A 23,906-nucleotide genomic window follows, 5' to 3' on the forward strand; every position below is an offset into this window, starting at 1 on the left:
CAGCAACTCGGATGCGGCCGTCGCCCTACCTAGCGGAGTGACCGGTGGACCAGTTCATCATCCCCAAACATCTCGATGACCCAGAGCTTATCGGCTTCTGGACCCTCGACGAGTTCCTCGTGATGCTCATCCCTTTTGCTTGGGGGATTGTCGCGCAACACATCGTCGTCGGCCTCATCATCTCTATAGTGGCTTGGCTCGGTTATCGCAAAATACGCGCTGGACGCTCGATGTATTGGGTTCTCCACTATGCCTACTGGCATCTGCCTGGGGAGTTCTTCGGTCTCAAGGTCGCTCCGCCTTCCTCTTATCGGGTGATGGCGGGCTGACATGGACCATTCTTTCGCTCACGAAACCTCCCAGCGGACGCTCAAGCAGCGCAACGCGCTGGGCATCGCCGTACTGGCACTCGGCGGCGGACTGCTGATTACGCTGTTCGCCGCCGGCAGCCGCGATCGCGAGATCGTGCTGCAACCTATCCTGCCCAACACCATGACGCTTTCGAGCGCCGGCGTGTCGGCGGACTACCTGGAAGCGGTTACCCGCGACACGGCGCAGCTGGCGCTGAACCGTTCGCCCGAGACCCTGCAATACTGGGTCGACAGCCTCATCGAAATCGCCGCGCCCGAGGCGCAGGGCAAGCTCAAGACAGATCTGATGGGCGTGCTGAAGGAACAGCAGGGCTCGCAGATCACGCAGTTCGTGACGATCGACTGGATCAAGGTCGATCCCGAAGCCCTGACCAGTCAGGTGGGCGGGGTGGTGCATACCATCGTCGGCTCACGCGACGTGCGCCGCGAGCACCGGGTCTTCCAGTTCAACTGGAAGTACACCGGCGTGTCGCTGCGCCTGCTCAGCTTCGGCCTGGTCGTGCCCGTCGAAGAAGGAGAGGAAGCGTGATGCGCCGTTCGCTGCAGCGGCTCGCCGCCTGCTCTGTTATGTCGGTCGCAGCTTTGCTCGCTGTTCCGGCATTCGCCGATCAGTCGATCATGGTCGCCGACAATGGTGAGGTGCAGTGCGAGGTGTCTGAACAGGACCTCACCCGCATTTCGCTGAAGGACGATGCCTTCGCCGCGGTGTCCAAGATCGAGGCCGGCAGTCCGCTGGAAGACTTTTCGGTCGTGCACGAGCCGACCCGCGGCGATCTCTATATCTCGGTGCCGGAAGGCTACACCCGCCCGAGCGTGTCGTTCTTCGGGACGACGCAGAAGGGGTTCGTCTACAAGTTCAGCTGCCAGGTGGGCGGCGCCGATGCGCGGCAGGTGTTCGTCACCAATGCCGACCTCGAGAACCCGCAACCGCCGGCCACCGAGCTTGCCAGCGCGGCGCCGTTGAACGATCAGGCGCTTGGCCTGGTCGGCGCGATGTTCGAGCAGCGCACCGTGCGCGGGTTCGAGATCCGCGACGAACCGCGCGCGCCGGTCAATGTCGGCGACCTCAAGGTCCAGCTGGTCAGCGAGTATCTGAGCCCCACGCTCGCCGGCAAGGTCCTGCGGATCGAGAACACCGGCGGCGCCCCCATGACGCTGGCCGAGGAGCTGGTCGCCGCCGACGGCGCGATCGCGGTCAGCATCGCCAATCGTGAACTGCAGCCCGGACAGGTGACGGCGGCCTACGTCGTCACGCCGGCACAAGGATTTTGAGCCATGGAATTCCTTAAGCGTAAGCCCAAGGACCTCGACGCCTCCGAAGCTGACGGCGAGCGCGACGAGCATGACGAGGTTGAGGCCGATGGCGCCATCGCCGAGAACGCCGCCACCGCCCGCAAGCAGAAGCTGGTGATGATCGGCGTGTGCAGCGTGCTGGCCCTCGCTGCCATGTGGTACGTCATGGACGACACCACCGAGACGATCGAGCAGGCGACCGGCACCGGCTCCGCCGTCAAGACCACGGTCTCCACCGATGCGATGGTCAATCGTCAGGTCGCTGATCGCGAGTGGATGAGCGTCTACGAGCACCAGCAGAACGATCAGGGCAAGCGCCTGGCCGGTATCGAAGGTGGCGGGGGCGACCAGTTCGCCACTCTGGAGGCCCAGATCGAGGCGCTGCGCGGCGAAAACGCCGCGATGGCGGCTGACGGCACGCGCGTGCTCGATGCCTACGAGCGCGAGAACCAGCAGTTGCAGCAGCAGCTATCGCAGTCGCAATCGCGCCCCAGCGCGCCCGGGCCGATGGCCGCCGCTGCTGCGATGGGCGTGCCGTCGGCACCGGGACCGGGTGCAGCAGCTGCACCGGGCCCGCGCTCCAGTAATGTCCGGCTGACCAGCTTCGCCGCTGCATCCGGAACCGCTTCACGGATCGATTCCGCAAACGGTGTCACCACCTACACCGACAGCGCCAATTACCTGCCGCCAAACTCGATGGCGCGGGCAACGGTGATCGTCGGTGCGGACGCCACCACCAACACTCGCAGCCAGAGCGATCCGCTGCCGGTGGTGATGCGTATCACCGGGCCGGCGCGCTCGGTGTTCCACGATGGACGGCTGCTGGCCACGCGAGTGCAGGGCTGTGTCGTCAACGGCGCCGCTTACGGTGATCTCTCGAGTGAGAAGGTCTACGTGAAGCTGCTGCGCATGACCTGTCCGCAACCGGGCGGTCGCTACGCTGTAACGGAGGTCAAAGGCTTCCTCGCCTATGGCGGCAAGGTCGGCATCCGTGGCCGGGTCGTCAGCCGGGAGGGCGGGCTCACCACGCAAGCGTTCCTCGCGGGCCTTGTGAGCGGCGCCGGCAATGCGTTCACCACTGCCAACCAGATCCCGCGGATCACGCAGGGCAACCCTGTGCTGCCTGATGCTGAAAGCGTCGGGATCGCCGCGGTCGGTGGTGGCGCAGCGCAGGCCGGGACCACGCTGTCTGATTATCTGATCGAGCGAGCCGAGCAGTACCAGCCCGTCGTCGAGATGCCGACCGGCGCCCAGGTCGAGGTCGTGTTCCTCGACGGCACCTTCATCCGCAACTGAGGAGCCAACGATGCTCAAGCGTTTCAAGCACGGCAACAAGCTCCTTCCGTTGCTCGCGATCGCCGGCTCCGGTCTTGTGGCAGGTTTCGGCGTCCAGGCAGTCGCGCAGAGCGTGATGGGCGGCAGCACCGTCCAGGCCGCCCTTGCGGAGCGTTTGCCCAAGACGCCGTTGACCGCAGTCGACTGCGACAAGATCAACGGCATCTGCGAAATCCAGGCCGGGCAGAACCTGTTCTACACCGATGCCAGCGGCCGCTACCTCATCATCGGCCGGGTGTATGACATGGAGACGCGGCAGGACCTGACCGCCGCGCGCCTGCTCGACATCAATCCCGACATGCTGGTGGGTGCGGCCGCGAGCGGTGGCGCCAGCGCCGGTGGAGCTGGCGAGGCGGAGACAGAGGCCGCGCCGATCGCCGCAGCCGGACAGCAGAACGCCGCCAAGGTCGATCCGTCTGCGCTTGCCGCATTGCCGGCGAGTGGCGCGATCAGCTGGGGCAGGGCGGGGCCGGCGGTCACCGTCTTCTCCGACATGCGCTGCGGCTACTGTCAGCGCCTCCACGACGTGCTCGCCGACATGAACGTACGAGTCAGCGAGCGGCCGATCTCCATCCTCGGCACCCGCGCGATCTCGGATGCGGTAATCTGCTCCAGCAATCGCCGCCGGGCGCTCGACCAGGCCTATGCCGGCGAGCCCGTGTCGGGGACCGGCGAGTGCGACACCGCCGGCCTCGATGCCAACGAGGCATTCGCCCGGCAGCACGGCTTCACCGGCACCCCGGTGATCGTGCGCGCCGATGGCGCTGTGATCCAGGGTTACCGCCCGCGCGAGTTCCTCGAAGCCTGGCTCAAGGGAGACGCCTCATGATCCGCCTATCCGCTCTCTTCCTGTTCGGCTGCGCCACGCTCGCCGTCGGGGGCTGCACCACGCTCGGCACGAACGTGTCCGGATCCTTTGTCTGTGAAGGCCCGCAAGGGGTGTGCGCTCCCTCCAGCTCGATTGACGATGGCGCACTGGCCGAGATTGCCCGGTCTGAAGGCCCTGATCAGCTCACGCCTGCAGGTCCCTATCCGATCGACGAGGGCATGGGCCGCTCGGTCGGGCCGGTTCTCGCCGCGGCGGCGCCAGCAACCTCCGCTCCGGTTCAAACCGCCGACAGCCGCTACACGCTCAAGGTCGTGTTCCCGGCCTACGTCGATGCGGCCGGGCAGCTGCATGAGCGCGCCAGCGTCGACACCAGCGTCCAATTGCCGGGCTATGGCGATGCGGTGACCTCGCTTGCTCAGCGCGGCAGCGGGTCAGGGCGCCAGGGATTGCTTGCAGCAGCGGAGCGCGCGCCATCGCTGCTGGCGCTGGCAGCACCTTCAGCTGCTCCGGCCGCAGTTGCGGCTGAAAGTGCAGCTGCGCAGCCGACTGGCGAGACCGTTGCGACGGCCGATCCGGTGAGCCGCATTCGTGAGCAGGTGCAGACCGCGCTCAACGCGCAAGCGCCCCGTCGCCAGGCGGCCTCCTTCCCCGCGACACCGGAGTAATCGGCCATGGGCGCTCTCACCAACATCCTCGAGTTCGTCCGCGGCGACGCGCGCAAGCCCGAGAAGAAGCAGCGTGCTGCGGCAGCGCCGATGCTGTCCGAGTTCCTGTCCTATCGCTCCTACGACGAGGGCAAGCAGGTCTTCTATCAGACCCGCTCCAAGGGCTTCATCATGGAGCTGGCGCCGCTGGTCGGCGCGGATGAGCGGATCTCTGACATCCTCGGGACCATCTTCGCCGACATCCTGCTGCCCGGCGCGAAGTTCTCCGTTACCAGCTATGCCTCTCCGCGGGTTTCCGAGAAGCTGCTGGAATGGGTGCTGCCGCGCTACAAGGCCGGCGGCGTTTTCAAGACGCTGGCGCGTCATCGGCTCGACAAGCTGCGGAACGGCGCCTGGTCGACGCTGGCCAGTGACGGCCCGTTCTTCGTGCGCAACTTCCGCTGCATCCTGTCGGTCGGCATCACCGATGGCAGCGGGCTGAAGCTTACCGATCTCATCAGTATGCGCGACGGCATCGTCTCGGCGCTGGAATCGATCAACGTCCCGGTGCGGCTCTATGAGCCGGTCGATCTGATCCGCCTGTTCGACGAGATCCTTTCGCCGTCCACCGGCGCCGGCGACGAGGTGCCCGGCTATAATCGGTTCGACCCGATCAACGAGCAGTGCGTTCGCCGTGACCTGGTGCTGCATGTCGAGCGCGACCGGCTGCTCCTGCACGCACAATCGCTGCGACCGACCGGCGACACCACCGATGGTGTGCCCGACCTCGCCGACTTCGTGCCCGAGCGGTTCGACGTGCGGACCATGGCGGTGCGCAACTTCCCCGATCGCTGGGCGCCATGGGACACGCAGAAGACCATCGGCGATGTGTTCAACACCAAGCTCAACTTGCCATGCCCGACCGTGCAGACGATCTGCGGGATCATCCCGGGACAGGAGGTCTCCGAGGGCAAGGCCGGCTACAAGTTCGCTCGTACCCGCTCACTGGCCGACGGGCAGGGCGCCAAGCTGGTCCCCAAGATCAAGGCGCAGGCCGCCGAGTGGGAGCACATCCAGACCCTCGTCAAAGCCGGCGAGAAGCTGATCCCCTGCTATTACGCCGTCTCGATCCTGGCCCCCAAGGGCCGCGGCGAGTCCTGCGAGCGGACCATGAAGGCGCTCTACAAGGCGGCCGGATGGGACCTGATCGACGAGACGCACATCCAGCTGATGGCGTTCATGAGCCACTTCCCGCTGCTGCTGGCTGACGGGCTCGACAGCGACCTGAAGCGCATGAAGCGCCTGCGCACCATGCGCTCGGCCAACGTCGCGGCAATTGCGCCGCTGCAGGGTGAGTATGTCGGCGGCCATCAGCCGCACCTCATGTTCATCGGTCGGCGCGGTCAGCCGCAGTTCTGGTCACCGTTCCAGAACACCGCCGGCAACCACAACGTGGCGATCGCCGGCAAGTCCGGCTCTGGCAAGTCGGTGATGCTGCAGGACCTGACCGCGAGCCTTGCCGGCGTCGGGGCCAAGATCATCGTGATCGATGACGGCCGCTCGTTCGAGCATATGGCCAAGGCGCTCGGCGGCACCTTCACCGAGTTCAAGCTGTCCTCCGGCATCTCGATCAATCCGTTCGGCATGATCGACGACAGCGTGGCGGACGGCGATGAGGATTACCTCGTCGATTGCCTCGCGATGCTGAAGGCGATCATCTCACAGATGGCGCGGCACGAAACCCGGCTCAACGACACCGAGCGCGGGCTGATCGACAAGGCGGTCAACGATGTCTGGAACGCCCATGGCAGCGCCGGGACGATCGATGCGATCATCGCCGCGCTGAAGGAAGACGGTCACCCGCTCGGGCACGATCTGGCGACCTCACTGCTGTCCTACTCGTCCTCCGGCACGTTCGGCCGCTTCTTCACTGGCGCCGCCAACCTCGATTTGTCGGCCGATCTGACAGTGTTCGAGCTGTCGGATCTCGCCACGCGCGAGGAACTGCGCGGCGTGGTGCTGACCTCGATCATGTTCGTGGCATCGCAGACCATGCGGCGGATGGATCGCTCGATCTCCAAGGCGTTGCTGATCGATGAAGCCTGGCAGATGCTCAAGGGCGGCGCGATGGCCGATTTCGTCGAGACCTACTCGCGCACCTGCCGCAAGTATGGCGCGTCGCTCATCACCGCCACGCAGTCGATCAACGACTACTACAAGTCCGATGGCAGCCGCGCGGCGCTGGAGAACTCCGACTGGATGCTGATCCTGCAGCAGAAGGCCGAGACCATCGCCGACTTCCGCAAGAGCGACCGGTTCGAGATGGACAGCCATACCGAGGCGCTGCTCCGGTCGCTGAAGCGCAACGGCATCGACTATTCCGACGTGCTGATCCGTGGGCCGGAAATGCAGAGCGTCTGTCGCCTGGTCCTCGATGCATTTTCCGGCACGCTGTACTCGTCCTCGCCAAAGACGTTCGCGGCGATCGAGGAGTACGTTCACGCCGGCCTGCCAATGGCCCAGGCGATTGAGGCAGTCGCCTTTCCTGAGCTCTACCAGCAGACGTTTGCGGAGGCAGCCGAATGAACCGGCCTGGCTCCTCGCTCGCCCGCATGGGCAGCAACGCACGCCTGCAGAGAGCGGTACATGGATCGCAGACCTCGATGGCGATCGGGCTGCGCCTGACCGGGTGGATGGCGGTGACCCTGCTCTCCTCGCTGGGCCTTGTGGCCCTGCTGTTCGTCACACTTGGCGGCTTCACGCCGTCGGGCACCATGCTCCAGCTCGACAATCTCGCCTCGCGCTATGTCGCGGCCGATGCTGCGCGCCAGGCGCAGTTCAATGGCTTCCTGCTGGCAGCGCTCGCGCTGTTCACCGCCTGTATCGCCTTCTTCCGCCGGTCGAGCCTCCTGCGGATCCTCAAGCCCACGGAGCTGCCCCATGGCTGACCTGCACGACGCTGATGGCGAGGCCTCAACCCCCGTCACCACCACCGCCGCCCCCCACAAATCCGCGTCCCCTGCCACCACCGGGCGCCGCAAGGCGCCCGCCCGCAGCATGACCTTCGCCGGGTTCGATCGCCAGCAGCTGATCCTGCTGGTCGCGGCGATCGCCCTGCTCGCATGGGGCGCCTGGGTCACCAAGACGCTGACCCGTCCGGCGGCCAACCACGATTTCGTGCAGCTCGAGCTGCAGGGCATCATCGGTGACTACCTGCAGGCGCAGGCACGCTCGGGCAATGATGAGCGCACGGCCGCGCAGCAGACCGCGGTGTTCATGGCCAAGCTGGACGAGATTGTCGGCAGCTATGCCGCGGACGGCAAGGTGGTGCTGGTCCACCAGGCGATCATCGGCGGCGAACTGCCCGATATCACCGAGGCGGTGAAGGCCGAGGCCTATGCCGCTGCGCCGCTTCCGGCAGCGCCCGGACCGGGCGGCGTCGCAGGCGAAATGCGGGCGTACATGCAGGGTAGCGGCCCGGTCAGCGGCACAGCCGCCTTGCCGGGCACCGGGGGCAGTAATGGCGCTGGTCTCTAAGCGCTCGCTCTCCACCAGCGGCAAGCTGGCGGCGATCGCCGCACTGACGATCGCGGCCACCGCCTACACCTCTCTGGCCCGGTGGAGCGACACTCACGCGTTCATGGTCAATCAGACAGACTCGCTGCCTAATTGGGGGTTCTTCGTCGAGAGCGGCCGGTTCCCGGACCGCGGCGATTACGTGATCTTCGATCCCGGCCATGATCCGCTGACCGAGAAGTTCTTCGGCAAGAAGCCCGCTGCGTTCGCCAAGATCGCCTATGGCGTTCCGGGCGATGTGGTGGAGCGGCAGGGCGACACCGTGTTGGTCAATGGCACGCCGGTGGTCCGCACCAAGCCGCTCACCCGGCTCGGTGATCCCCTGACGCTGGGGCCGACCGGCGTAATACCGGAGAACTGCGTGTTTGCCGGCACCACGCACAAGGACGGCTTCGACAGCCGCTACGCGCATATCGGCTTTGTCTGCACCGACCGGCTTGTCGGTACTGCGACGCCCGTCCTGTGAAGCGCGTTCTCGCCTCCGCCGCCCTCGGGCTTGCCATCGGTCCGCTGCTGCCCGGTCTGGCACCGGCCGGTGCGGTCGATCATGGCCAGATGGGCGAGACCTGGGCGATTGCCGAGCCCGACCTGATGGAGGTGATCCGTGCCCGGCTCGAGCGCGCGGCGGCTGACGGCAGCCTCGACGACATGCAGCAGCGGTTCTCCCAGCGTGTGCAGAGCCGGGTGATGCGGCCGGTCCCGGTCGCCGGCATCCGCCCGGCAGAGGAGACGCGGGAGTGGGAGTTCGATCCTGCCATCACCATCGAGCGCGACATCCTCGACGACAAAGGCAACGTGCTCGCCGTCGCCGGCCAGCGGGTCAATCCGCTCGACACCGTGCAGATGCGCCAGAAGCTGGTGTTCGTGAACGGCGATCGGCCGACAGAGGTCGAATGGGCGCTGCAACAGGGGGACGACGGCGAGGCCAAGCTGATCCTGGTCAACGGCTCTCCCTTCGACCTGATGAAGGCGCACAAGCGCCGGTTCTATTTCGACCAGAGCGGCACGCTGACTCGGCATTTCGGCATTGGCCACACGCCGGCGTCGGTGTCGCAGGACGGCCAGGTACTCCGCGTCCGTGAGACCGCGATTCCGGGAGATATCCTATGAAGCCTCGCCTCGCTGATGTGCTGATTCCGGTGCCGATGGCAGCGCCCGAGACGCGGACGTTGCGCCGTGCGCGCGTCAGCCTGATCGTCTCGGCCGTGCTGCTGGCGCTTTCGCTGCTGTTCTTCACCACGGTGCTGGCGCTGTTCGGCCGCGGCGTTGCGCTGGCGCTGCCCGTTGGCTTGCTGGTGTTCGCCGCCATCCAGGGACCAGTGTGGCTGCGAGCCAAGAACAAGGCCGACGACTACTTCCTGCTCAACGGTAAGGTGGGCAGGTGACCAGGCTCCGCCTGTTCCTTGCGCTGCTTGTGCTCGTTCTTGCGGGCGGTACTGCCGTTGCGCAGACGGTGCCGGACGCGCCCGGAACTGGCCGCTGCTCGGGCAGCTTCGTCAATCCGATCACCGATGTGTGCTGGGGCTGCATGTTCCCGCTGTCGCTCGGCGCACTCAAGATCTGGCCGTCCGACCGGTCGGACACCAACAATCCCGACCTGCCGATCTGTGCCTGCGGCACGCCGGTCCCGCGGATTGGGGTGGCAATGGGGTTTTGGGAGCCGGTGCGGCTTGTCGACGTGACCACGCGGCCGTTCTGCTTCCCCAACATTGGTGGCGTAAAGATGGACCCAGGCCTCGACGTCGGGCGCGGCTTTGTCTCGGGCGGTTCGCAGGTGGGCGGGCAGGGGCAGAACACCGCCAAGTACCACGTCCACTACTACGTCTACCCGCTGCTCTACTGGCTCGAGATCCTGACGGACTTCCTGTGCTTCGAGCAAAGCACCTTCGATATCGCCTACATCACCGAGATCGATCCGCTGTGGCAGGATGACGAGCTGACCACGCTGCTCAATCCCGAAGCGGCAATCTTCGCCAATCCGATCGCGCAGGCCGCCTGCGCCGCCGACTGCCTGACCGCCACGGCGCGTCTGCCAAACGATGCGCTGTTCTGGTGCGCCGGGTGCCAGGGTTCGATGTACCCGATGAACGGCAATATCGGATCCAACGTGGCGGTGACGCAGAGCGCGCGGCTCGCCGCCGAGCGGATGATCTACAAGATGCACCGCACCGGGCTCGCCTGGGGCACGATGGGCTCCAAGGGCCTGTGCTCCAAGTACCTGATGCCGATCCTCAAGAAGAGCCAGTACCGCATCCAGCAGGTCAATCCGACCCCGATGGTCAACGGCCGCGAGAGCTGCTCGCCGATCGGCGCCAGCACCCTGCCGCCCAACGCGGCGCAGACCTTTCCGGTGAAGGGCGAGGACATCGGCTTCCTGGTGTGGCGCAAGCGCAATTGCTGCGTGCTGTGAGGAAGGAAACCACCATGATCCGCAAAGCGCTCGTCCCGGCTTTCGCCATGCTTGCGTGCGGCGCCTTCTCGGCCGTCGTCGCGCAGTCGATCGAGGGGCTCGATCTCGGCGCCATCGAGAGCCGCGCGGCCGAACATGCCGCCGAGGCGCAGGCGCTGTTCGAATTCGCTACCGCCAATGCCGAGGTGCAGCAGGAGGATGCCCGCGAAGTGGTGGACGCCGGCCACGACGCGATGCGCGGCGTTGATCCGGGCATGGGCGGCGATAGCGCCGGTCCGGTCGATTTCGATGCCATGCTGGCCGGCGCGCAAGGTCTGAACGCTGCTCCTGAAGGCGCGCCGCTGTTCATCGCCTTTGCCAGCCTCTCGATGCCCGAGGATGCGCTGCGCCGGCTGATCGCCGATACGACCCGCGCCGGCGGCGTGGTGGTGTTCCGCGGGCTCTCTGCCGGCTCGCCGCAGGCCTTCATGCAGGGCATCCAGAAGGTGGTCGATCAGCAGGGCGCCAGCAACATGGCGATTGATCCGCGCCTGTTCCGCGCTTTCGGGGTCGACCGGGTGCCGACCTATGTGGCGTTGTCGCGCAGCTTCGAGCCGTGTGACCAGCTGGTCTGCACAAGCCAGACCCCGCCCTACGACAAGATCTCGGGCAACGTCTCGGCGCAGTATGCGCTCACGACCTTTGTCGAAGGCAATGGTCCTGGCGCGGCCGTCTCGCGCACCGCGCTGACCAATCTCGGCCGCACCAGCTGATGCGCTGGCCCTGGCTCCTGTTTGCACCGGCTGCACTGCTCGGCGCCAGCATGGCGTCGGGTCAGTCCGTGGCCGACATCCGCTCCGATGCGGAGGCGTTCGCGCGCGACATGCGCGAGGCCGCGCTGGGCAGCGTGCTCGAGACGGGCGCGGAAGAGGCGGTGCCGGGCTACCAGGGCACGGACATCCCCGCGAGCGACATGGCCGACGATCCGGATCGGCTGACGTCCCAGGGTGAGGCGCAGCGGTCGGGTGACACCTATCGCACGGTGATCGACCCGCATCGTCCGGTGTTCGATCCGACCACGATCGATCTGTCGTCCGCCCGCTCGATCGCGGCCGATCCCGATGCGGTGCTCGGCATCGGCATGGACCTTGGCGGTGGCGCCGGCTCCTGTGAGCCGCTGCCGGGCGGTGGGGGAGGGGACAGCACCTATCTCGACAGCTGCAACCAGGGTTCGCAGGTCTACTCCGAAGCGCGCAGCTGTCAGGCGCCGCTGGTGGTGAACGTGACCGGCAGCGGCGACGATCGGTGGGAGTATCTGTGCCATAGCGTCTTCACCAAGTTCCCGAACAATTCAAATCGGATGTGCAATCGCCTCCGGACCCTCGACAAGAACAACAGCTGCGAGCTGGTCCGCGAGGATTATGACTACGATTATCAGATCTGCCTGAACAACAACAATGGTCCGGGCGGCGAAACCTTGCCGGAGCTGTGCACTGAGCCATCTCCGATGCCGGCGATGGTCTACCAGTGCTCGGAGGATATCGGTTTCGCTGGCGGCGTGAAGATCCCCGGCGATCGCGAGGTCACCGAGACCGTCGATGAGACGCAATGCTCCCCGATCGCCGGCAATCAGGACTGCCGGATGACCGCGGAGGTCTGCACGGACGCTTCGCCTGCGACCCGGATCATCAACGGTGTCGAGGTGACCCGGGCGTGCTGGGGCTGGCAGCGCCAATTCCAGTGCGATGGTCTGCGCCCCGCCAACGACTGCAGCGAGCTGGAAGGGCGGTCCGACTGCTCGTTCCACCATGACGAATGCCTGAGCGAGGACGCGAACGGCACCTGCAACGTTTACGATCGCTGGTTCCAGTGCCGCTTGCCCGGGGCTGAGGCAGAGGCGTCGCAATATGTCTGCTCGGGCGACCTGTATTGCATGAACGGCGAATGCTCGTCCGTGGAGCGCCAGGCATCGACCGAGTTCAAGGACGCCATGGTTGCGGTCCAGACCATGGGCGAAGTCCGCGCCGACTTCGATCCCGCTTCGCTGCGGCTGTTCACCGGCGAGGTTGGCAAGTGCTCGCGCAAGGTGTTCGGGATCTCCAACTGCTGCTCGGGCAAGGGCGTTCCGCTGCTGACGCCATGGCTTTGCAACGCCGAGGACCGCGCCGTCGACGAACGCGATGACAAAGGGCTGTGCCACCAGGTCGGGACCTATTGCAGCGACAAGATCCTTGGCGTCTGCGTCACCCGCAAGCAGTCCTACTGCTGCTTCTCCTCCAAGCTGACCCGGATCCTTCAGGAGCAGGGCAGGGCACAGCTCGGGCTGAGCTGGGGCACGGCCAAGGATCCCACCTGCGATGGCTTTCTGGTCGCCCAATTCCAGCAGCTGGACCTCAGCCGAATGGATTTCAGCGAGGTCTATGCCGAGTTCACGGAGGCCGCCCGCCTGCCCGATGAGATCGAGGCGAGCATGATGATCCAGCAGAAGATCGGCCAATACTACACAGTTAACGGTGCGCCATGAGGGGGGTTATGGCTCAAGTTTCTACGATCAAGCCGTATAAGTGGCGAACGATGTCGGTGTTCGAGCTCGCGGTAGCGAATGCGATTACGCACGAGGACATGCGCTCGGCCCCGCAGACCGCAGCGCGGCTCGCTCACTGGTTTCTGCAGCCGGTTGCTGACAGCCAGGTCATGGAGTCGATCGCGAGGATGCACGCGCAGGGCTGGCTTACCAGCGCCGGCCAACGCTTCTCGGATTGGCATCTGACGCCTGAAGGCATCGATACCATCACCACCCTGACCGGCGGCTCGATCCGCATGATCGACCGCGGGCAGGGCCTCATCAAAGCCTCGATTCTGATGGGTCTGGTCAACACCTCCAAGGAGCCTTCGTGATGGCAGCTCGTCCCGTCTCGGCCGCGGTTCTGGCCACTCTGGTCTTCTCCGCGATCCTGCCGCCGGCAGGTATGGCCCAGGATCAAGCGCAGTCGCGTGACCCGTTCTATTGCGAGCAGCGCCAGCTCGGCAGCTGGTTCTACTGCGATCCGAGCAAGCGGCCGAAGCCAGAGGCTGATCCAGCGACGCCGGCGGTGCCGGCGCAATCTGCCACGGCGCAGCTGGCGGCGATCACCCAGGAACTGGATGAGTTGAAGGCCAAGGCGGTGCTGGATCCCTCGACTGAGAACCTGACCTCCTACATCACCTTCCAGCGCCAGCAGCTCGACCGAGCATCGACATTCGCTGACGTTTGGAGCCGGACGATCTGGCAGAACCCGGAGCTGGATTACACGCTGCAGCGCCCGGTCAACACGCTCGGCAAGCAGACCTGGATGGATCAGCGCAAGGCCGATCGGCAGGGCACCATGGCTGGGCTCTCCGAGCGGTATGGCGTGTTCTACTTCTACTCCTCTGCCTGCGCCGCGTGCCAGGTGTTCGGGCCGATCATGCGCAGCCTGTCCGATCAGTACGGGCTCGAGGTCCTGGCTGTGTCGATGGACGGTGGCGGTAACGCCGCCTTCCCCAATTACGTGGTCGATACCGGCCAGTACGAGCGCATGGGTCTTGGCACGAACCGGCAGGTGCCGGCGCTGGTTCTGTTCGACACGGAGACCAAGCAGCCGGTGCCGATCGGCTACGGGTTGATGGCCGCTGACGAGGTGATGGGCCGCATCTACGCGCTCACGCAATCCGCGCCCGGGAGGGACTTCTAATGGATAAGCCGCCACGTCCTCGCCGGCGGCCGCTCCTGTGCCGTCTTGGCGTCCTTCTCTCTGCGGTTGCCTCCCTGCCGCTGGCGGTGGTGCCAGCGAACGCCAACGTCGGCACCGAGCTCAACACCTTCTTCAACGACATGGGCGGCGCCGCCAATGCGACCGGTCCCACCGCCTATGAGGGGCAATCCGCTGGCTACTACTCGGGCGGTTCTGTCTGGACCCGCTTCCCGCAGCGCAACGTCACTCCGGCGACGCTCAACCTGCCCTCGGTCAAGGCCGGTTGCGGCGGCATCGACGTGTTCTCGGGCTCCTTCAGCTTCATCAACTCGGACGAGATCGTCGCCATGCTCAAGGCGACGGCCAACAACGCGCTGGGCTTTGCTTTCCAGCTCGCCATCAAGTCGATCAGCCCGCAGATCTCTTCGACGATCGAGGAGTTCGCGCAAAAGGTTCAGCAGATGAACCAGTTCAACATGAGCTCGTGCGAGATGGCGCAGGGGCTCGTCGGCGGACTGTGGGGCAAGGCGCAGGGGCGCGACAGCGAGATCTGCAAGGCCATCGCCAACAGCCAGGGCTGGGCGACCGATTGGGCCAAGGGCCGGCAGCAGTGCAATGGCGGCGGCGAGCGGGAGGAGATCATCGACAGCAACAGCGATGAGGCGCTCTCGGCCGAGAGCACCAACTACACCTGGCACATGTTGAAGACGACCTATCCGAGCTTCAGCAAGGAGTTCCGCGAGTACCTGATGAGCCTGGTCGGAACGGTCATATTCGACCGGGACGGCAACGAGGGCAACGGGTCCTACCGCTATGAGGGCATCGGCGATCAGGCTCTTCTGACGGCGCTCCTCACTGGTTCGACCGACGGCACCACCATGCTGCGTTGCGATGATGACGATTGCATCAATCCGACCAGGCAGGCGTTGAATGTCTCGCCTACGGTTGCCCTTCAGAACCGCGTGTTCACGATGATCCAGAGCATGGATGGCAAGGTCCGGACGGATGCTGCGCTGACCACCGACGAGATCGGACTGCTCGGCGCTACCAGCGTGCCGCTCTACAAGATCATCACCGTGAACTCCGCGGCGAAGCTGGGCGGGATGTCACACGCCGAGATGCAGGGTCTGGCCGAGATCGTCGCTGTCGACATGCTCGAGGTCATCGCCGACCAGTTCCATTCCTACTCCTCGCAAGGTTCGGCATCGTTTCAGCGCGCGGATCCTGACAGTCTCGCCCAGTGGCGGGCGCAGATCGCTCAGGCTCGCGAGATCATGAACGAACGTGGGCAGCAGATGAACGAGCGCCTGGTCCGCACACAGGGCGTGATCGAGCGGACGCTGTTCCTCGAACGCACTCTCCGTAATTCCATCTCGCCGCAGATGTCCGCCGCGCTCTCCTTCAGCCGCTCCATGTCCTCCCAGGGCATCCAGTAAGGACCAACAGCCATGCTCGAGATCTTCACGATCGGTGGCGGTGAGTACATCGTCAATGTGCTGAACGCCGTTTCGGCATGGTGTGGGGGAGGGGGGTTCCGCTCGCTCCTGCGCGTCGTGATGGTGATCGGGCTGATGTACTCGCTGCTGGTCGTCGCTTTTTCGATGAACTGGCGCGCATGGCTCAACTGGTTCCTGGGCGCGACGCTGATGTACGGCGCGCTGATTGTCCCCACCACCAGCGTGAAGGTGACCGACCGGCTCAACCCGGCGCTGCCGGCGGCGGTAGTCGACAACGTGCCGGTGGGTCTCGCCGTGGTGGCGTCGATCTCGAGCCAGATGGGCGACTGGATGACCCGCACGGCCGAGACCGTCTTCACCATGCCTGAGGCGCTCAAGCTCAGCACCAATGGTATGATCTACGGCTCGCGCCTGTTCGACCGCACTCGCGAGTTCCGCATCCGCGATCCGCGCGCCAAGGCGAATGTGGAAGAGTACATCCGCCAGTGCCTGTTCTACGACTTCATGCTGGGTCACAAGGATATCGGCGCGGTCGCTAACTCGGCCAATCTCCTCGAGGCGATCGGGCCCGGGTCGCCGGCACGCGGGATGCGGTTCGTACTTGATGACGGCACGTCCGAGATCCGCACCTGCAACTCCGGCTATGCGACGCTCGCCAATACGACCATGACGAGCGAGACGAATGTGGGACTGCTCTACGCGGCGCGGCGTCTGTACCCGAACCTCGCCGATGCTGCCGCACGCACCAAGCTCGACACCGACTTGCCGCTGATCGGCAACGCCTTTTTCGGCAGCAGTCAGACGGCCGCTCAGCTGTTCCAGCAACGTGCGTTGGTAGATGCCTTCCTTGAAGCCCGGGCCAATCTCGGCGGCGCCGACGGGGACACCTTCTCCAGTATGCGCGCCGACGAACAGGCACGGAATACTTACACCTCGATCGCCGACCAGGCGATGACCTGGGTGCCGCTGCTCAACATCGTGCTGACGGTGGTGTTCTACGCCATGTTCCCCGTCATCTTCCCGCTGTTCCTGCTGCCGCAGACCGGCGTGCCAGCGGTGAAGGGGTACTTCACCGGCTTTTTCTATCTAGCTGCTTGGGGTCCGCTCTATGCGGTCCTGCACATGTTCATCATGGATCGCAGCGCTAAGGGGATGCAGGCGGTCACCGATGGCGCCGTCACCATGGCGACACTCGCCGACATCGATGCAGTCAACGCTGACACCGCGACGATCGCCGGTTTCATGATGATGTCGATCCCGTTCCTCGCTGCCGGCATGGCGCGGGGCGCAATGGCGATCTCTTCGCAGGCGACCTCAATGCTGGCACCGGCGCAGAGCGCGGCCGAGGCGGCTGCGGTGGAGCGGACCACCGGCAACTACTCCTACGGCAACCTCGCCTACCAGAACCTCACCGGCAATGTCCGCCAGTCCGATCAGTGGAACACCGCACCTTCGCAGATGGGTGGGTTCGGGAAGACAGGCTTCCAGCAGGCCGACGGCACCAGCGCATTCTCGACGGCGGACGGTACATCCGTTTTCGACACCCGGGGCGGTCAATCATCGCTGGCCCAAACCCCTTCGGGCAGCAGCGGCTTTTCTACCGACATGAAGCGGGCGCTTTCAGACGGCTATGGTCGAGTTCAGTCCACGCGGCAGACCGCGACAGATCGCTGGTCCGCGACAGCGACCACCGCCAGCGAGCTGATGCAAGCTGTCGAGCAGCGGCGAGGAAGCTCTGTTGAGACTGGCTCCGGCCTCAATAACAGCATTTCAGATCTTCATGATGTATCGAGCAATATCTCGAGCACGTTGCAGTCGCGCTTCGGTCTTTCCGCCAATGAAGCTGACCGAATTGCCCGAACCTCGACACTGACGGGAGACGGAAGCCTCAGTGCAGGTATACCTGGGCTCGCAGGTATTGGCGTTCGCGCCGCCGCTTTGGCGACGCGCGAAACCGGCAGGACGGTGACAGCTGAGGAAGCTCTCAGCGACATGCGCGATTACGTATCTCGTGAGAGCAACAGTAGTCAGGCGCGACAGGCTCGAGAGGACTTCACGCGCGAGACAAGTAGCAGCAGCGACAGCACAGTCAGAAGCCTCTCCAACCGGCTTGGCGCAAGCATCGAGCAATCGCGTGCGGCCTCTCTTGAAGCATCGCAGAGCGAAGAAACCTATCGCCGGATCAGCGAGGACGTCAGCCAAGCTGAAGCCCGTGGCTTCAGGCTCGATCATAATGAGACACAGGAGTTTGTTACCTACGCTCAGAACGAGCTGGCGAAGGACCCCATTCTTGCGGCTAGTGGTTGGACCCCAGGTGTTGTGGTTCCGAAGACGGCGCAGCAGGAGCAGGTGCGTGACTATATGCTTGACGGCTACATGCGCCAGCGGGTCAATGAAGTTCGCGAGGAGCTGGGGGTAGCGGTCCCGGACTTGCCGTCTGCTACGATGCAAGGTCCGTCCGTTGCTACTTCTGATGACGTCGTTGCTTGGGGCAATGCCAGGATGGCCGGTGTTCAGAGCCAAGGGCCTGACGTGGATGTTCGTGCATCATCGGGTGATCCAGACGTTGCTCGCACTGTTAGTGACCGGCTCGAGGCGAGCGACGATCGTATTATTCAATCCGGTGTGGGGCTCGGTAATGAATTGGCGAGCGGACGGCAGCAGGCACGTGCAGTCGGCGCCGAAGTAGGCGAGCGCAATCATGCCACCCTTGCTCGAACCATGCCTGGCTTGTCCAACGCGCTTGAAGCCCTGGATGGCGGCCGTAGCGGAACCAGTGCGGTGGTGCCTCTTGATCGAGGACAGTCGCCTACATTTCCTGTGAGTGGGAGGCTGTCATCTGACATGGGGCGTCGCGTCAATCCGGTCACTGAGCGGATGAGCAACCACAACGGTCAGGATATCGCAGCACCGGCAGGCACCCCAATCCGTCCAACTGCGTCCGGCACCGTGGCTCAAGTTGGCTACGATGAAAGCCGCGGCAACTACGCTGTGCTTGACCACGCTGATGGTTCGCAGAGCAAGTACTTCCACATGCAATCAGCGTCGAATTACGATGTCGGGCATGAGCTTCGTGCCGGCGACGCGATCGGGCGCGTTGGCTCAACCGGCCGTTCTACCGGACCACACCTGCATTACGAACTGTGGAAGAATGGACAGCCTGTAGATCCGCGTCGGTATGCCCTGCGCGATACTGAATGAAGGCGATCAGCCGAAGACGGTGAAGCCAATTCCAACAATCGCAAAGATCACGATTTGAAAAGCGAATAGCCGAACTTGCTTACCGAAGTCCCCGGTGTTGGACTCAGCTCGAGCGTCTGCGTCTCGGATATCGTCCAGGAGCATCATACCCATCGGGGTCGAAGGATCGTACAGATTAGTTGGGTTGTACGCGGCAGGAGGCAGTTGGTTGTCCATGTCTTTCTCCGTCGATGCCAAGATCGCAGATGGAAGAACAAAAAGCAACCATAGGTGGTTTCCACAGCTCGCTCGACTTGTCGCAATGCGGCTTTGAGCACTTTGCAAACCGCCAGGAGAGGCGTACCCGGCCTGTGCCAAAATGAGTCAGGGGTTCCGTGATGTTCCGACGTAGGCTTCGGCATCATCATCGCGGGTAAAGGAATGTTGAGGCAAGGCCCATAGCGCGGCCGCCTGTCATCGCTGCAGGGGGAGTACTCGAGGCACATGGTTCACGACGTCGACACGGTTTACCTGGCTTTGCGTGCTCGCATCCTTTCAGGCGCCCTCGCGCCTGAGACCTTGCTCGACGCGACCGAGCTGGAGCACTCCTTTGGCGTCAACGAGAAGAAGGTGCGCCAGGTTTTGAGTTCGCTATGCGGCGACGGCTTTCTTACCCGCTCCAAGTCGAATTACTCGATTGCCGTGCTGACCCATGCTGAGGTCGAGGAGTGGCTGCAGATCTTCTGCGCCTTGGTCGAGCTCGGCGCTGCCCGCCTGGTTCTTGATGGTGATCCGAAAGGCGAGAGTCTTGAGCGGATCGCGAGCAAGGACGCGTCATCGCTGCCCGCAGCCGATGAGCGGTTCTATCTATGGACGCTGGAAGTTTATTCCTCCCTCTTAGGCGGCCAGCAGGCCAAGCTCACCGAATTTGCCAATCAGCTGGTGCCGCCGATGTTCTTCCGTCTGCTCGGACTGGCTGAGTTCGGGACCAAAGAGGGCGCGAGCCTGCGGCGATTGGTCGATCAGGTTATCGAAGCTGCACGCTCTGGCCGTAACGCACGTGATGCAGCAGATGCGTGCCGGGCTCACTTCGAGGCGGTGTCACGTGCTCTCCATGCGCAGCTGGACGATCGCAACGCCGGCAGTGGTCTTGACCTGCTTGGTGGTGCTGAGCGCACGGTGGAGCGCCGGATAACCGGGCACATAAACTATCTGCGTACACCGAGCGCGCCCAAGCAGTTGCTGCCGCGGCTGCGCCCAGACCAGGTGGCGGTGGTGAAAGGTTTCCTGCCCGACTAGGCGGCCGCAAGGTCCGGCAGTTGGGCGCCAAAGGGAAGGCATTTAATCGCCTGACATAGGCGCGCGGTTTTGCGAGGATCGCGCGCGGCGATCACCTCGGGCATCAGCACGATCCAGTCTGCAAGATCGTCGATGTCGCTCGGCTGCAGGTGATGGGTCCAGGCATAGCAGACCGATACCTTGTTCAGCCCGGCATACTTGCTCATCAGCTCCTGGCTGCCGAGGCTGACGACCAGCGTTGTGAAGTATCGCTGCAACGCGAGGGTGACGGGCAGGGCAGTGCCTGCCTCGGCCGCCCGCACGATTTCGGCATGACGATGATCCAGCTCTGACTGGATCTTCGATAGGTCGGTGGTCTCCGCGCGCAGCAGTACCGCTATTTCCACGCCCGCGAGGACGTCCAGGGCGATTGCCGTCTCGGCGCGGCTTGGATCGCGCCACTCGAAATAGCGGTAGTTGTGCCCGCAAAAACCACTTCGCTCGAGGTCGCGGAAAGCTTGTGTAGCCCACGCTTGGCTGGTCTGGGTCAAGACTTGCAGCTGCTCAGGCGAGATCTTCCGTTCGCGCAGTTCGCCCCGAGCCCACCGGCAGCGCAGCGCCTCGATCTCATGATCGGCCGACGGATGAAGGTCATCCATCGTGTCGCGGAACAGGGTGCTCAGGCTTGCTCGTTTCATGGTTCCTCTTAGCGCGGATGGTGCGTGCCTTGAACCATTAACCCTATGTGGGGTCCGGTGAGAGGATCGTCGAAAACATACGCTAAGGTCAGCCGTTTGCGGCGCATAGATGACGTTACTGGTTAGGTGACGCCAGTCGCTGCGATCGAGCAGAACCGGCGAACGTCACACAAACCCTCGTTTGTGGAACGCCGGTATCGGAAGTTGTTTCTTCACTTCCCTGGCCGTTCTGCGACGCAGCCGAGCAACCAACGCCCGTCCTCGCCATCTGTGTGTCTCAGTCACAGGTGTCGCCATCGCCTCCGTTCGTGGAAGGCGCGATCCAGAAGGCGCCGGCACGTGCATTCAGAATAAAAGGATAATTCTTGAGGATGCCCATGCCGATACTGCCATGCCCCCAACTTTCTGGAACGCGCCGTTCTGAAGTGGCAACTTTGGTGAACGTCTCACCGGCCAATTCAAGCGACTCGATCCATGTTTGCCGGCTTGTAAGCACGGAGTTGTCTCCCACGAGCGACTGACCTGTGATGGTCACGCTATCGGCCGGCACAAACTGCTCCCACGCGCTGGATTGCAGTGCCAGCGAGCCCTCCTGGCCCGTGTCGATCGTCAGAGTAACCTGCTCCGAACCGATCTGGCCTTTTAGTTGTGGCTCGCCGTTAGCGCCTTTTTGCATTGCTACGGCTCTGTAAGGCGCAGGGTAAGGTGCAGGCGAGCTCTGGGCAAAACCCAACCTGATCCTTTTGCTGCACGGGTCAACGGCAATTGTCATGTTCTGCAAAACGTTCATGCCAATAATTGCTTTGACATTGCTCAACCCAGCAGAACGCAGCGCCCCTAAGTCAGCAACAACGACCTCGTCAAAGGTGAATACCACAGAACCGATAACTGTCAGCGAGACATTCTCTGCCGAGCGCCCGAGCAGGTTTGACCCGGAAGTGCCGATGGATCTGCCGTCGGCTGTTGTTTGGAGGCCTAGTTCGTCGGCAAAGGTCGCATCGATTATGCTGTTTGTAGAACCGGTATCCAGCAGAGCCAGTGTGCGTTTGCCCGCGATCTCGACTGGGATCAAAATCAGACCCCGTTCTGTCGTCTCGTAGTACGATGGAGCCCGATCTGCAGGGGCGACTGCGCTGGTTCGTATCATCCCAGATCCAGCTCGACGTTCAGGCTCCGCGATCTGCTGCCCGCTTGCGGCGGTTTGGCTGAAGGCCAACGCTGATGCCAACAGTGCCAAAGTAATTCTCATACCTGTGATCCTTCCGGGCCCACCCTCTGCATCGCTGCCGGCATTCTACCGGTCCGGCAAGGCGGAGCAGCGGTGGCAATCTGCGCAGGACTGTAAAAGGACTTAGCGGGTTCACAATAGTATGTCGGCCAAGCGCGCTCGCGCGTCGCAAACCGCATGTGGCTCCGACCTATGGTGACCCTATGAAACGCATCATTCGCTAGCTGGTAGCGAGTTTTTACCGGTATTCCGTCGGGATGGAAGATAGCCTTACAGCGCAGCGAAGACGTGCCACCTACACAATCTACATCGAGCTTCACGCTAGCCGAACCGCATTTCCAACGAAGACCCTGAGGGCTGTTTTTACCGAAATGATGTATGCCGATCCTTCTGCTTGGCGTGCGGTCGGCATAACCCGCGCGGCGTTAGAAGCGTATCGCGCAGCGGGTAAGAACAAGCTGCAAGGTATCGAACGAGCCCACCTCACAGATCGTTCGAGGATGGTTGAGCACGTGTTCAAACGCGAAACTCCGCTTACAAAAGACGAACTCTTCGCCTACTGGGAAGAGACTGATCGCGTCGTGATCTCCCTACGAACCGAGAACCGCCAGAACGTGCTCGGTGACTGGATTCCCTTCGACAACGAAGATGGTCGGCTGTTCCCCAGACTGGGGATCGGCTTCAGATACCGACATGCCATCGAAGGAGAAATCGTGCGCAGGCTGGCAGATGAAGTCGGAGCTAACACTTAGCGTACGTTTCGAATATCCTTTCATCGGCCCCCTATGTGGCCCTGGTCGACGGAGGAAGTTTTCGCCGCCGACGCTTGGCCGCTTCATGCCACTCCCGCACCACGCCGCTCGAAGGGGCAAGCTTCAGCACCTCGCGGCACGCATCATCGATCGCATCGCGGTTGTCCGGCACCTTGCCGGTTTCACGTAGGTGGCGCAGCCCGCCCACGATCAACATCAATCTGGTATAGTAGTCCACTGCCGGTACCCCGGGTTCGCTCGACAACCATTCGTTCGCAACTGCAAAAGAATCGATTTGGCTTAAAGTTGCAAGCCGATCGCAACTTCAGTCATCTCATTGCCGTCATCCGTGCTGCGGCCGAAGTGCCTCCAGGGTCAATCAGGCGAACAGCTGCAAGTGCGGTTGTGCCGGCATCGGACCGGGCTAATGATCCCCGCAGTTCATCCCCAAGGAGTACGACTGCATGAACCTGAGTGAGCTCGCCCAAGCTATCGCGACAAAAACCGGCTCGAGCCAGGCGGATGTGAAGATCACCATCGCTGCCGTGTTCGACCAGATCGCTGATGCGGCCGCTCGCGGCGAAGAGGTGTCGATCAACGGCTTTGGCAAGTTCAGCGTGAAAGATCGTCCGGAGCGCCAAGGCCGCAATCCGTCGACCGGCGAAGCAATGACGATCGCCGCTTCAAAGAAGGTGTCCTTCACCGCGGCCAAGGGTTTGAAGGACAAGCTCTGAGATAATGGGCGCCGGCGGATAAATCTGCTGGCGCCCTCCCGACTCTAAGGCGCGGGACACATCAGCCGCCATTCTCAACCTCGGGTCACGGCGTCGATCATGAACCTCCAGGTGTTAGCGGCGTCGCTTTGGAATGCCTCGCCGGATTCACCTGCGTGCACGTTCCGGATGATCTCCGCTCCAGCAAGGGTTACCTCGTCACTCGGATCTCTTAGCGCGATCAGCATCGTGCGCGCCTCGTTCTTGAGATCACCCTTCAGCTCATCATCCAGAGCGTCGTAATCGTCCACCCCACTGCGAAGCTTCGCAAGGGCGCGTGCGGCGTTGTCGAGCATTGTCATTGCAGTCTTCCCTCGCAGCTTCGGCCCTTCATGCCCGAGCATGTTTGCAAGGTGAAGCCGCCAGAACCCGGTAGGTGGCACCCGCTCC

27 protein-coding genes are annotated in these 23,906 nt (G+C 63.5%); 22 read left to right on the plus strand and 5 right to left on the minus strand.

What is annotated here, in order from left to right; genetic code table 11:
• The first annotated feature begins 44 nt into the window (after positions 1–44).
• Genes traL through PK98_RS14995 form a run of 19 tightly spaced genes read left to right on the plus strand, consistent with a single transcriptional unit; the run spans position 45 to position 18,808 of the window.
• A complete protein-coding gene (gene traL / locus PK98_RS14905; protein WP_039097837.1) occupies positions 45–329 on the plus strand; it encodes a type IV conjugative transfer system protein TraL in 285 nt (94 codons plus the stop codon).
• Between the two features lies 1 nt (position 330).
• Complete coding sequence (locus PK98_RS14910) at positions 331–900, plus strand: type IV conjugative transfer system protein TraE (protein WP_039097838.1); 570 nt, start codon at positions 331–333, stop codon at positions 898–900.
• Positions 900–1,643 (plus strand): type-F conjugative transfer system secretin TraK, encoded by a 744-nt coding sequence (locus PK98_RS14915; protein WP_081996311.1) that lies wholly within the window; start codon positions 900–902, stop codon positions 1,641–1,643. Before PK98_RS14910 ends, PK98_RS14915 begins: the two co-directional genes overlap by 1 nt.
• A gap of 3 nt (positions 1,644–1,646) precedes the next feature.
• Positions 1,647–2,960, plus strand: coding sequence for a TraB/VirB10 family protein (locus PK98_RS14920; RefSeq protein ID WP_039097839.1), 1,314 nt, complete (start codon positions 1,647–1,649; stop codon positions 2,958–2,960).
• Between the two features lie 10 nt (positions 2,961–2,970).
• The gene (locus PK98_RS14925; RefSeq protein ID WP_039097840.1) at positions 2,971–3,828 is read left to right on the plus strand and encodes a DsbC family protein; all 858 of its coding nucleotides are present in this window, start codon (positions 2,971–2,973) and stop codon (positions 3,826–3,828) included.
• Entirely contained in the window at positions 3,825–4,493 is a 669-nt protein-coding gene (locus tag PK98_RS14930; protein ID WP_052208896.1) for a hypothetical protein, read from the plus strand. Before PK98_RS14925 ends, PK98_RS14930 begins: the two co-directional genes overlap by 4 nt.
• Before the next feature lie 6 nt (positions 4,494–4,499).
• Positions 4,500–7,058 (plus strand): type IV secretion system protein TraC, encoded by a 2,559-nt coding sequence (gene traC / locus PK98_RS14935; RefSeq protein WP_039097841.1) that lies wholly within the window; start codon positions 4,500–4,502, stop codon positions 7,056–7,058.
• Complete coding sequence (locus PK98_RS14940; protein WP_235425551.1) at positions 7,055–7,420, plus strand: hypothetical protein; 366 nt, start codon at positions 7,055–7,057, stop codon at positions 7,418–7,420. Before traC ends, PK98_RS14940 begins: the two co-directional genes overlap by 4 nt.
• The gene (locus PK98_RS14945; protein ID WP_039097842.1) at positions 7,413–8,009 is read left to right on the plus strand and encodes a TrbI F-type domain-containing protein; all 597 of its coding nucleotides are present in this window, start codon (positions 7,413–7,415) and stop codon (positions 8,007–8,009) included. Before PK98_RS14940 ends, PK98_RS14945 begins: the two co-directional genes overlap by 8 nt.
• Positions 7,993–8,514 (plus strand): S26 family signal peptidase, encoded by a 522-nt coding sequence (locus PK98_RS14950; RefSeq protein ID WP_052208899.1) that lies wholly within the window; start codon positions 7,993–7,995, stop codon positions 8,512–8,514. The genes PK98_RS14945 and PK98_RS14950 overlap by 17 nt, the downstream gene beginning before the upstream one ends.
• Positions 8,511–9,158, plus strand: coding sequence for a type-F conjugative transfer system protein TraW (gene traW / locus PK98_RS14955; protein WP_039097843.1), 648 nt, complete (start codon positions 8,511–8,513; stop codon positions 9,156–9,158). The genes PK98_RS14950 and traW overlap by 4 nt, the downstream gene beginning before the upstream one ends.
• Complete coding sequence (locus tag PK98_RS14960) at positions 9,155–9,433, plus strand: hypothetical protein (RefSeq protein WP_039097844.1); 279 nt, start codon at positions 9,155–9,157, stop codon at positions 9,431–9,433. The genes traW and PK98_RS14960 overlap by 4 nt, the downstream gene beginning before the upstream one ends.
• On the plus strand, positions 9,430–10,458 hold the full coding sequence (gene traU, locus PK98_RS14965) for a conjugal transfer pilus assembly protein TraU (protein WP_052208901.1): 1,029 nt from the start codon (positions 9,430–9,432) through the stop codon (positions 10,456–10,458). The genes PK98_RS14960 and traU overlap by 4 nt, the downstream gene beginning before the upstream one ends.
• Before the next feature lie 14 nt (positions 10,459–10,472).
• Positions 10,473–11,210, plus strand: a complete 738-nt coding sequence (gene trbC / locus PK98_RS14970) for a type-F conjugative transfer system pilin assembly protein TrbC (RefSeq protein ID WP_052208903.1) — start codon at positions 10,473–10,475, stop codon at positions 11,208–11,210.
• Positions 11,211–11,260: 50 nt separating this feature from the next.
• Positions 11,261–12,961: a conjugal transfer protein TraN gene (locus PK98_RS14975; RefSeq protein WP_152608744.1), complete on the plus strand. Its 1,701-nt coding sequence runs from the start codon at positions 11,261–11,263 to the stop codon at positions 12,959–12,961.
• 50 nt (positions 12,962–13,011) lie between these two features.
• On the plus strand, positions 13,012–13,335 hold the full coding sequence (locus PK98_RS14980) for a hypothetical protein (protein ID WP_039097846.1): 324 nt from the start codon (positions 13,012–13,014) through the stop codon (positions 13,333–13,335).
• On the plus strand, positions 13,335–14,150 hold the full coding sequence (locus tag PK98_RS14985; protein WP_039097847.1) for a conjugal transfer protein TraF: 816 nt from the start codon (positions 13,335–13,337) through the stop codon (positions 14,148–14,150). The genes PK98_RS14980 and PK98_RS14985 overlap by 1 nt, the downstream gene beginning before the upstream one ends.
• Positions 14,150–15,586 (plus strand): conjugal transfer protein TraH, encoded by a 1,437-nt coding sequence (locus tag PK98_RS14990; protein ID WP_052208905.1) that lies wholly within the window; start codon positions 14,150–14,152, stop codon positions 15,584–15,586. Before PK98_RS14985 ends, PK98_RS14990 begins: the two co-directional genes overlap by 1 nt.
• 12 nt (positions 15,587–15,598) lie before the next feature.
• The gene (locus PK98_RS14995) at positions 15,599–18,808 is read left to right on the plus strand and encodes a conjugal transfer protein TraG N-terminal domain-containing protein (protein ID WP_039097848.1); all 3,210 of its coding nucleotides are present in this window, start codon (positions 15,599–15,601) and stop codon (positions 18,806–18,808) included.
• Positions 18,809–18,814: 6 nt separating this feature from the next.
• Here PK98_RS14995 and PK98_RS15000 read toward each other — a convergent pair whose 3' ends face one another.
• Positions 18,815–19,024: a hypothetical protein gene (locus PK98_RS15000; RefSeq protein WP_152608745.1), complete on the minus strand. Its 210-nt coding sequence runs from the start codon at positions 19,022–19,024 to the stop codon at positions 18,815–18,817.
• 267 nt (positions 19,025–19,291) lie between these two features.
• Between PK98_RS15000 and PK98_RS15005 the strand changes: the two genes are divergently transcribed.
• Complete coding sequence (locus PK98_RS15005; protein ID WP_039097850.1) at positions 19,292–20,086, plus strand: GntR family transcriptional regulator; 795 nt, start codon at positions 19,292–19,294, stop codon at positions 20,084–20,086.
• On the opposite strand, the gene PK98_RS15010 is transcribed toward PK98_RS15005, so the two are convergent.
• Together PK98_RS15010 and PK98_RS16515 are read right to left on the minus strand one after the other, a co-directional pair.
• On the minus strand, positions 20,083–20,763 hold the full coding sequence (locus PK98_RS15010) for a hypothetical protein (RefSeq protein WP_039097851.1): 681 nt from the start codon (positions 20,761–20,763) through the stop codon (positions 20,083–20,085). The two genes, PK98_RS15005 and PK98_RS15010, sit on opposite strands and share 4 nt — an antisense overlap.
• Positions 20,764–21,040: 277 nt before the next feature.
• Positions 21,041–22,012: a retropepsin-like aspartic protease gene (locus PK98_RS16515; protein WP_081996312.1), complete on the minus strand. Its 972-nt coding sequence runs from the start codon at positions 22,010–22,012 to the stop codon at positions 21,041–21,043.
• A 350-nt stretch (positions 22,013–22,362) separates the two neighbouring features.
• Here PK98_RS16515 and PK98_RS15020 point away from each other — a divergent pair, with 350 nt between their 5' ends.
• On the plus strand, positions 22,363–22,743 hold the full coding sequence (locus PK98_RS15020; RefSeq protein WP_039097853.1) for a hypothetical protein: 381 nt from the start codon (positions 22,363–22,365) through the stop codon (positions 22,741–22,743).
• 31 nt (positions 22,744–22,774) lie between these two features.
• Here PK98_RS15020 and PK98_RS16870 read toward each other — a convergent pair whose 3' ends face one another.
• On the minus strand, positions 22,775–22,981 hold the full coding sequence (locus tag PK98_RS16870) for a hypothetical protein (RefSeq protein ID WP_152608746.1): 207 nt from the start codon (positions 22,979–22,981) through the stop codon (positions 22,775–22,777).
• Between the two features lie 226 nt (positions 22,982–23,207).
• On the opposite strand from PK98_RS16870, the gene PK98_RS15025 reads away from it, so the two are divergent.
• On the plus strand, positions 23,208–23,477 hold the full coding sequence (locus tag PK98_RS15025) for an HU family DNA-binding protein (protein ID WP_039097854.1): 270 nt from the start codon (positions 23,208–23,210) through the stop codon (positions 23,475–23,477).
• Positions 23,478–23,551: 74 nt separating this feature from the next.
• Here the strand turns inward: PK98_RS15025 and PK98_RS15030 are convergent, their stop codons facing one another.
• Positions 23,552–23,818 (minus strand): hypothetical protein, encoded by a 267-nt coding sequence (locus PK98_RS15030; protein WP_039097921.1) that lies wholly within the window; start codon positions 23,816–23,818, stop codon positions 23,552–23,554.
• Positions 23,819–23,906: the final 88 nt, after the last annotated feature.

The sequence above is a fragment of the Croceibacterium mercuriale genome, from assembly GCF_000802385.1.
In the GTDB taxonomy this organism is placed as follows: Bacteria; Pseudomonadota; Alphaproteobacteria; order Sphingomonadales; family Sphingomonadaceae; genus Croceibacterium; species Croceibacterium mercuriale.

Bases quoted from the DNA above. Each gene is read 5' to 3' on its own strand.
- PK98_RS15005 (WP_039097850.1), top strand. From the start codon at position 19,292: ATGGTTCACGACGTCGACACGGTTTACCTGGCTTTGCGTGCTCGCATC.
- PK98_RS14910 (WP_039097838.1), top strand. From the start codon at position 331: ATGGACCATTCTTTCGCTCACGAAACCTCCCAGCGGACGCTCAAGCAG.
- PK98_RS15000 (WP_152608745.1), bottom strand. From the start codon at position 19,024: ATGGACAACCAACTGCCTCCTGCCGCGTACAACCCAACTAATCTGTAC.
- PK98_RS14950 (WP_052208899.1), top strand. From the start codon at position 7,993: ATGGCGCTGGTCTCTAAGCGCTCGCTCTCCACCAGCGGCAAGCTGGCG.
- PK98_RS14925 (WP_039097840.1), top strand. From the start codon at position 2,971: ATGCTCAAGCGTTTCAAGCACGGCAACAAGCTCCTTCCGTTGCTCGCG.
- traC (WP_039097841.1), top strand. From the start codon at position 4,500: ATGGGCGCTCTCACCAACATCCTCGAGTTCGTCCGCGGCGACGCGCGC.
- PK98_RS14960 (WP_039097844.1), top strand. From the start codon at position 9,155: ATGAAGCCTCGCCTCGCTGATGTGCTGATTCCGGTGCCGATGGCAGCG.
- PK98_RS14915 (WP_081996311.1), top strand. From the start codon at position 900: ATGCGCCGTTCGCTGCAGCGGCTCGCCGCCTGCTCTGTTATGTCGGTC.
- trbC (WP_052208903.1), top strand. From the start codon at position 10,473: ATGATCCGCAAAGCGCTCGTCCCGGCTTTCGCCATGCTTGCGTGCGGC.
- PK98_RS14930 (WP_052208896.1), top strand. From the start codon at position 3,825: ATGATCCGCCTATCCGCTCTCTTCCTGTTCGGCTGCGCCACGCTCGCC.
- PK98_RS15025 (WP_039097854.1), top strand. From the start codon at position 23,208: ATGAACCTGAGTGAGCTCGCCCAAGCTATCGCGACAAAAACCGGCTCG.
- PK98_RS15030 (WP_039097921.1), bottom strand. From the start codon at position 23,818: ATGACAATGCTCGACAACGCCGCACGCGCCCTTGCGAAGCTTCGCAGT.
- PK98_RS15020 (WP_039097853.1), top strand. From the start codon at position 22,363: ATGATGTATGCCGATCCTTCTGCTTGGCGTGCGGTCGGCATAACCCGC.
- PK98_RS14975 (WP_152608744.1), top strand. From the start codon at position 11,261: ATGGCGTCGGGTCAGTCCGTGGCCGACATCCGCTCCGATGCGGAGGCG.
- PK98_RS14920 (WP_039097839.1), top strand. From the start codon at position 1,647: ATGGAATTCCTTAAGCGTAAGCCCAAGGACCTCGACGCCTCCGAAGCT.
- PK98_RS14990 (WP_052208905.1), top strand. From the start codon at position 14,150: ATGGATAAGCCGCCACGTCCTCGCCGGCGGCCGCTCCTGTGCCGTCTT.
- PK98_RS15010 (WP_039097851.1), bottom strand. From the start codon at position 20,763: ATGAAACGAGCAAGCCTGAGCACCCTGTTCCGCGACACGATGGATGAC.
- PK98_RS14945 (WP_039097842.1), top strand. From the start codon at position 7,413: ATGGCTGACCTGCACGACGCTGATGGCGAGGCCTCAACCCCCGTCACC.
- PK98_RS16515 (WP_081996312.1), bottom strand. From the start codon at position 22,012: ATGAGAATTACTTTGGCACTGTTGGCATCAGCGTTGGCCTTCAGCCAA.
- PK98_RS14980 (WP_039097846.1), top strand. From the start codon at position 13,012: ATGTCGGTGTTCGAGCTCGCGGTAGCGAATGCGATTACGCACGAGGAC.
- PK98_RS14940 (WP_235425551.1), top strand. From the start codon at position 7,055: ATGAACCGGCCTGGCTCCTCGCTCGCCCGCATGGGCAGCAACGCACGC.
- PK98_RS14995 (WP_039097848.1), top strand. From the start codon at position 15,599: ATGCTCGAGATCTTCACGATCGGTGGCGGTGAGTACATCGTCAATGTG.
- PK98_RS14985 (WP_039097847.1), top strand. From the start codon at position 13,335: ATGGCAGCTCGTCCCGTCTCGGCCGCGGTTCTGGCCACTCTGGTCTTC.